The sequence below is a fragment of the Flavobacterium suncheonense GH29-5 = DSM 17707 genome (assembly GCF_000430025.1).
GTDB lineage: Bacteria > Bacteroidota > Bacteroidia > Flavobacteriales > Flavobacteriaceae > Flavobacterium > Flavobacterium suncheonense.
Genome location: NZ_AUCZ01000021.1, coordinates 1 through 7,128, shown reverse-complemented (window position 1 = coordinate 7,128; position 7,128 = coordinate 1). Strand labels below are relative to the sequence as shown.

Here is a 7,128-nt window from a genome sequence, read left to right as displayed (position 1 = left end):
GATAAACTATTGTACCGGAACTCATTTCTATGATCCGGGAGGTGCAGCAGCTAATTATCCGGCTAATGCAAACGTTACAACCTTAATATGTCCTGCAAACCCAGGAGATATTGTAACGGTAAGTTTTGCTACTTTCAATACGCAGCTCAATACCGATTTCTTAAGAGTTTATGACGGTCCTAATGCGACGTATCCTTTATTGGCGACCTTATCGGGAACAACGGTTCCGGCGCCGATATCAGCGAATATTATCAACGGAGGATGTTTAACCTTTGTCTTTACTTCGAATGCGACTACGCAGGCAGCGGGATGGGATGCTACGGTAACGTGTGCACCACCACCAACGTGTCCGGCTCCGTCCAATTTACTTGTAAACGGAACTACCGATACAACGGCAACTCTGTCCTGGACACCGGGTCTTTCCGAAACAGCTTGGGAAGTATTGGTTCAGCCAGCGGGAGCAGGTGCACCAACTGCTGGCAGTACAGGAATTCCGGCGGGAACAAACATGAACTTTGTGGTAAATACGCCACCACTTACTCCGGCGACCAACTACGAATATTGGGTAAGAGCAGTATGTTCAGCATCAGACAACAGTATCTGGGTGGGACCTAAAACTTTCACAACCTTGTGTTCTGTTATCAACGTACCGTTCCAGGAAGGATTTAACTCAACATCTCCAACAGAACAATGTTGGACGGTAGTAAATGCAAATGGTGATGCAGATGCGTGGGATATGAACTACGCTACAAACCCGTTCGAAGGAAATCAGGCGGCAATGTTGTACACAGACTTTAATGGAGGTGCCAACGACGACTGGTTGATTTCTCCAGTACTTAACTTGAGTGCCACACCTGGGCCTAAACGTTTGAAATTCCACTACAGAGTACAGTCGGCAGGTGAGCCTAACGACTTCAGAGTGGTATTGTCAACCACAGGACCGGCAACAGCCAACTTTACGGAAACATTGGTTCCGCTGACTTCGTATAGCAATATTGCCTATGAACAAAAAATTGTAAATTTAATAGGGCCGGGCAACGTACCTTATACCGGTAACGTAAATATTGCATTCCACGTGCCAGCCGGTGGATTAGACGGATGGCGTTTGTATATCGACAATGTAATCATTGAAGATATGCCGGCATGTCCGGATCCGTCCAACTTGGTTGTAAATGCAACTACACAGACTACTGCAACGTTGTCGTGGACACCTGGTTTTACGGAAACAGCTTGGGAAGTTGCGGTTCAGGCACCAGGTGCCGGAATGCCTCCAACAGGTTCTACAACCATATATCCGGCAGGTACAAATACCAATTTTGTGGTTGGTCCTTTAAACCCTAGTACCAACTATGAGTATTGGGTTAGAGCGATTTGTAACGCAACGGACCAGAGCGCATGGATAGGGCCAATTCCTTTCAGCACGACTCAAATTCCGGCAACCATGAACTTCTCCGATAATTTCGAGGGACCTTCAGGATTTACATTGGTTAATGGAACACAAACAAATAAATGGGTAATCGGTACGGCTGTAAACAACGGCGGAACCAGTTGTCTATATATTTCGAACAACAATGGTGTCTCTAATGCTTATACAAATACAGCTACTACAACGGTTCACGCATATCGAGATATTGCGGTGCCGGCCGGAGTAACTTTAATGAATCTTTCGTTTGATTGGAGAGCACAGGCAGAATCTTGTTGTGATTACATCAGAGCTTGGATTGTACCTACATCGTATACTCCAACACCAGGAACATTAGTAGCGGGTGCTGCTCCGGCTTTCTTACAGTTGTCACCTAATCTTAATAATCAGGCTGGCTTTTCAACGGTAAGTTACGATATTCCGGGAGCCAACTACACAGGACAAACCATACGTTTGGTTTTTGAATGGAGAAATGATGGCAGTGTAGGAACAAACCCTCCTGGGGCAATTGACAATATTAATTTCTCAGTAGTAACCTGTCCTAAGCCAACAGCTTTGGCAGTAAGTGCTGTTACTGAAGGTTCTGCAACAGTTTCTTGGACAGCAGGTGCGGGTGAAACAGAATGGGAACTTGTAGTTCAACCTTTAAACTCAGGAGTGCCTACAGGAGCCAGTACCATTATTCCGGTTACTGGAACACCTTCTTACACTTTCCCTCCGGGATCATTATCCCCAAACACCAACTACGAATATTATGTTAGAGCAGTATGTTCTCCTACAGATTCGAGTTTGTGGGCAGGACCAAGACCGTTTACTACCACGCAGATTCCTGCAATAGTTAACTATGTTGAGGATTTCGAAAGTACCCCGGCTTGGACGTTAAACAACGGTACCCAAACCAATAAATGGATAATTGGTACCGCAACAAGTAATGGTGGAGCACAATCGTTATATATCAGTAATAACAATTCGGCTAATGCTTATACAAATTCATCTACTTCGGTTGTACACGCTTATCGCGACATTTTAATTCCTGCCGGTACGAATTTGATGAACTTATCTTTTGATTGGAAAGCAGTTGGAGAATCTTGTTGTGACTATTTGAGAGTTTGGACTGTACCGGCAACATTTAGTCCGGTAGCGGGCACACAAATTACTGCAGCAGCAAGTAACGGTCAGCAGTTAAATGCTGCAAATATGAACCAACAGTCTGCTTGGACTACTCAGTCTTATGAATTAACAGCCGGTGCCTATGCTGGCAATATTATGAGATTGGTTTTTGAATGGAGAAATGACTCAAGTGTTGGTACGAATCCACCGGCAGCCATCGACAACATTAACCTGACCATTCCAACTTGTCCGGAGCCTTATAACCTAGCTTCATCAGGACAAAGTGGTTCGCCTATTGTTACGTTATCATGGACACCAGGTGGTTCGGAAACACAATGGGAAGTGGTTGTTCAGACTCAAGGACTTGGTTTGCCAAATGGAGCCTCAACAATAATTCCTGTTTTTGGGGCACCGGTATATAACTACTCAGGTGTTAACGGTGTCTTCTATGAATATTATGTAAGAGCCGTTTGTAGTTCTTCCGATTCAAGTGAGTGGGCAGGGCCTTTTGTATTCTCTATTTACGCACCCCCTGGATGTGCCAGCGTTGATGTTGTAGGGGTAGGAATTGACGTGGTGAATAACCAGGTGCTTTTATGCCCTGATCAAGCGGCTCAGGATGTACAGTTATCAGCCTCCTATTTTGGTATTGGAGCAACCACATCTTATGACGTATCTTCAATTGATTATAATCCACCATTCCCGTTCACAGGCGGAACACAGGTGAGTGTAGGAACAGACGACGTATGGTCTCCAGTTGTTAACTTACCGTTTAATTTCTGTTTCTTCGGAAACTCGTACTCTACAGCCAGAGTTGGATCCAACGGTGTTGTAGCGTTTGGAGTTCCTGCAGCGACTACTTATTGCCCTTGGAGTTTCAGTACAACAATCCCTAATACAGGGTTCCCTATTTTAAATGCTATTTACGGGGTTTATCAGGATGTCGACCCAAGTATTAACCCGATAGCATCCGGAACAACAGTAAACTATCAGGTTTTGGGTAGCTACCCATGTAGAGCGTTAGTGGTTAACTTTACGAATATTAACCAATTCTCTTGTGGTACCGCTACAGGTCCTCAAACCTCTCAAGTAGTGTTGTATGAAATCTCTAACATCATCGAGGTGTATGTTCAAAGACGTGTGCCTTGTGTAGGATGGCAGAGTGGTGTTGGTGTTATTGGTATCCAGAATGCAGCGGGTACTGTGGCATACACACCGCCGGGAAGAAATACCGGTGCTTGGTCTGCCACTAACGAAGCTTGGCGTTTTACACCAAATGCGCCGGCTACAATCGACTTAGCATGGATTCAAAACGGAACGGTAATTGGTACCGACAACACAGTAACAGTAAGTGTAAGTGATGATACGGTAGTAACCGCTCAGGCGACTTATACTCAATGTGACGGTTCAACAGTTGTTAAAACTAGTGATATTCAGATCGTAGTAACCGAAGAGTTGCCTACACTGGTGCCACACGACATGTTTGCTTGTTCAAACGATGCAAATCCAACGTTTGATTTAACTCAAAACGGAGATTATGTGTTGTCTGAGTCCATCTCAACTAATTATAACGTAACATATTATACCTCTGAAGCGGCTGCCATAGCTGCAGTTCCTGGTACTGAAATTCCAAACCCAACGACCTATTCAGGCACCGATGGGGAAACAATTTGGATGAACATTACCAGCAATGCAAATTGTACGGTTATTAAATCGTTCACATTATCATTCAGTACATCAGTTCCGGATTATACTTTAACTGGAATAACTGGTGGTGGTGTTACAGTTTGTAATGGCGATACGGCTACCATTACGGTAACGCCTAACAATTTCAACGGAGCAACAGCTTTCTACGAGTGGGTTGATCCAAATGGCGATGTTATTGCGGAAACATCCGGAACATTAACATTACCAGCCGGAGCACTTCCGGGTACTTATGTGGTAACGGTGGATACTGGATGTAAAACTACACAAACCTTTAATGTGAGTGTGGTTCAGATAACAGCAACCGTACCGATGGTTACAGCTTCATGTAATCCATCAGTAGGAACACTTGTGGTAACAGGTTCAGGTGGCACAGATTATGAATATAGTTTTGATGGAGGTCTTACCTTCCAAACCGACAATACCTATACGAATGTGCCGGGTACGTATCCGGTAGTTATTCGCGACACTACCACAGGATGCGTATCTGCAGTAGAGGACGGTATCATCAACCCATTTGTTGGTGCTCCTGTTGCTCCTACACTTGCATTGCCGGTAGATCAGACCTGTTCTTCCAATGGAGAAATTCATGTAACCGCTCCGTCCAATGGTCCGGTAACTTACAGTAACTTATTTATTTCTGAGGTGATAGATTCTAATGCAGGGTCTTTGAGCTATGTTGAAATTTATAACGGTACAGGTACTTCGGTGAATTTATCCGGATACAAACTGAAATTTTACACGACTATGGGATCTCCTTCCTGCGATTTTACGTTAGTAGGAACATTAGCCAACGGAGCTACACATATTGTTAAAGTGAGTAATGATGCTAACTTCCCAGGAGTGGTTCCGAATCAGTCGGTAACTACTTGTTCAGGTGTTAACATTGATGACAGAATTCATTTAACAACAAGTACAGGTTCTCAGTCAATTATAGATGTTTGGGGAACTCCTGACGGTTCTGTCTTTACACCGGGAGGACAGCCAGGCTATACCTACAGAAGAAATAATACAGCGATCATTCCAAGCGGAACATGGAATCCGGCAGACTGGACCGCTATAGACCCTGAAGATTACACAGATTTAGGATCTTTTGTGCCGGCTATTACGAATTTCTATTATAGTTTAGACGGTGGAACACCACAAGCGAGCCCTGATTTTACAGATGTTGCCCCTGGCGATCACGTGGTAACTGTAGTAGATATGAATTCCGGATGTATTTCTCCTGGAACATCAATTACCATTGGAGCGGCACAACAGCCTGCCATTGCGTATGCATCACCATTCTGTCAAGGTGCAGGTACTGTGAATCCAACATCTCAAACAGGTGAAGTGAACGGAGTGTATTCGTCTACAGCAGGTCTGATTATAGATCCTGTAACGGGAGCTATCGATTTAGATGCCAGTACACCTGGAATGTATACCGTAACGTATGCAATTACAGGTTCAATCAACTGTACACCGGCTACGTTTGATATTGTGATTAATGCTAACATAACACCAGTTACAGATTTCAGTTATACAACACCTGTATGTATCTTAACTGGCGGAACTTTGTTGCCAACGGGAATTCCTGGTTTCACTGCAGGAGGACAGTATAGTGCACCAGCAGGTCTGTCGATCAACAGTACTACAGGTGCTATTAATGTAGCGAACAGTGCAGCAGGTACGTATACAGTTACCTATACAATTGCAGCTAATTTATGTAACCCTGGAAATGCTAGCACATTTGATGTTACAATTGACCCGGCTACCGATCCGGTTGTTGCTTTCAGTTATACTGATATCTGTACCGGAGGAGCAAACCAATTGCCTGCGTTAGCAGCTGGTTTTGTAACAGGAGGGACCTTTACTTCCACAGCCGGTTTATCAATTGATGCGGTTACCGGAGAGATTAATGTGGCTAACAGCGATTCGGGTACGTATACGGTTCAATACCATATCAATGAAGATGCCGCTATCTGTCAGAACGAAGCAGATCATACTGCTACGATTACGATTATTGACGGTGCAGATGTTGTTTTCGAACAAGGCTGCGAGGGTGTAAACTACATGATTACAGCCGTACCGGTAGACGGATCCTTTAATCCGTCTCAGGTATCGTACTCTTGGACAGGTCCTAATGGTTTCACCGCAACTACGCAGTCTGTAGTGGCGACTACTATGGGAACCTATACAGTAGTGATTACCACTTCAGAAGGTTGTTCAAGTACCGTATCGGAGAGTATCACACCGGAGTCTTGTTTAATCCCGAAAGGTATTTCACCGAACAACGACGGATCGAACGACAACTTCGATTTAGAAGGTATGAATGTTCGTCACCTGTCCATCTTCAACCGTTACGGAACAACCGTTTACGAGCACGGGGCGGGTTACACCAACCAGTGGCACGGACAGTCTAAAAATGGCAATGAGTTGCCGGACGGAACGTATTACTATGTAGTCGAGTCTGGCGATGGTCAAACCAGAACCGGATGGGTATATATTAACAGAGAACGATAAAAGCAGATAGAGAGCACTGCTTGGAAACAGGCAGTGCTTTTAACTAATAAGAAAAGCATGAAAAAAATTTATTTGTCGGCGTTATTAGCCTTTATTGGTTTTACGGACGTCCAGGCACAGCAAGACCCTCACTATACACAATACATGTATAATATGAGTGTTATGAATCCGGCGTATGCGGGATCGAAGGAGAGTTTATCGATGGGTCTTTTGTATCGCAAGCAATGGGTTGAGATTGAAGATGCTCCGACTACGGGGACATTTTTTGGTCATGCGCCTGTTGGTAAGAATGTAGGTTTGGGTTTGTCGTTTATCTCCGATAAGATTGGTCCTGTTGAGGAGAACAACGTCTACGCGGATTTCTCCTACACCCTGCAATTGGGCGGCGA

General features: G+C 44.5%; 2 protein-coding genes. Both read left to right on the top strand.

Going from position 1 to position 7,128, the window contains the following annotated elements; all coding sequences use genetic code 11:
• Positions 1-6,739: choice-of-anchor J domain-containing protein (locus G498_RS14945; protein WP_035754192.1), on the top strand; the 6,739-nt coding region annotated here is incomplete at its 5' end.
• 57 nt (positions 6,740-6,796) lie between these two features.
• A partial coding sequence (locus tag G498_RS0109540) for a PorP/SprF family type IX secretion system membrane protein (RefSeq protein WP_026980530.1) occupies positions 6,797-7,128 on the top strand: 332 nt, incomplete at its 3' end.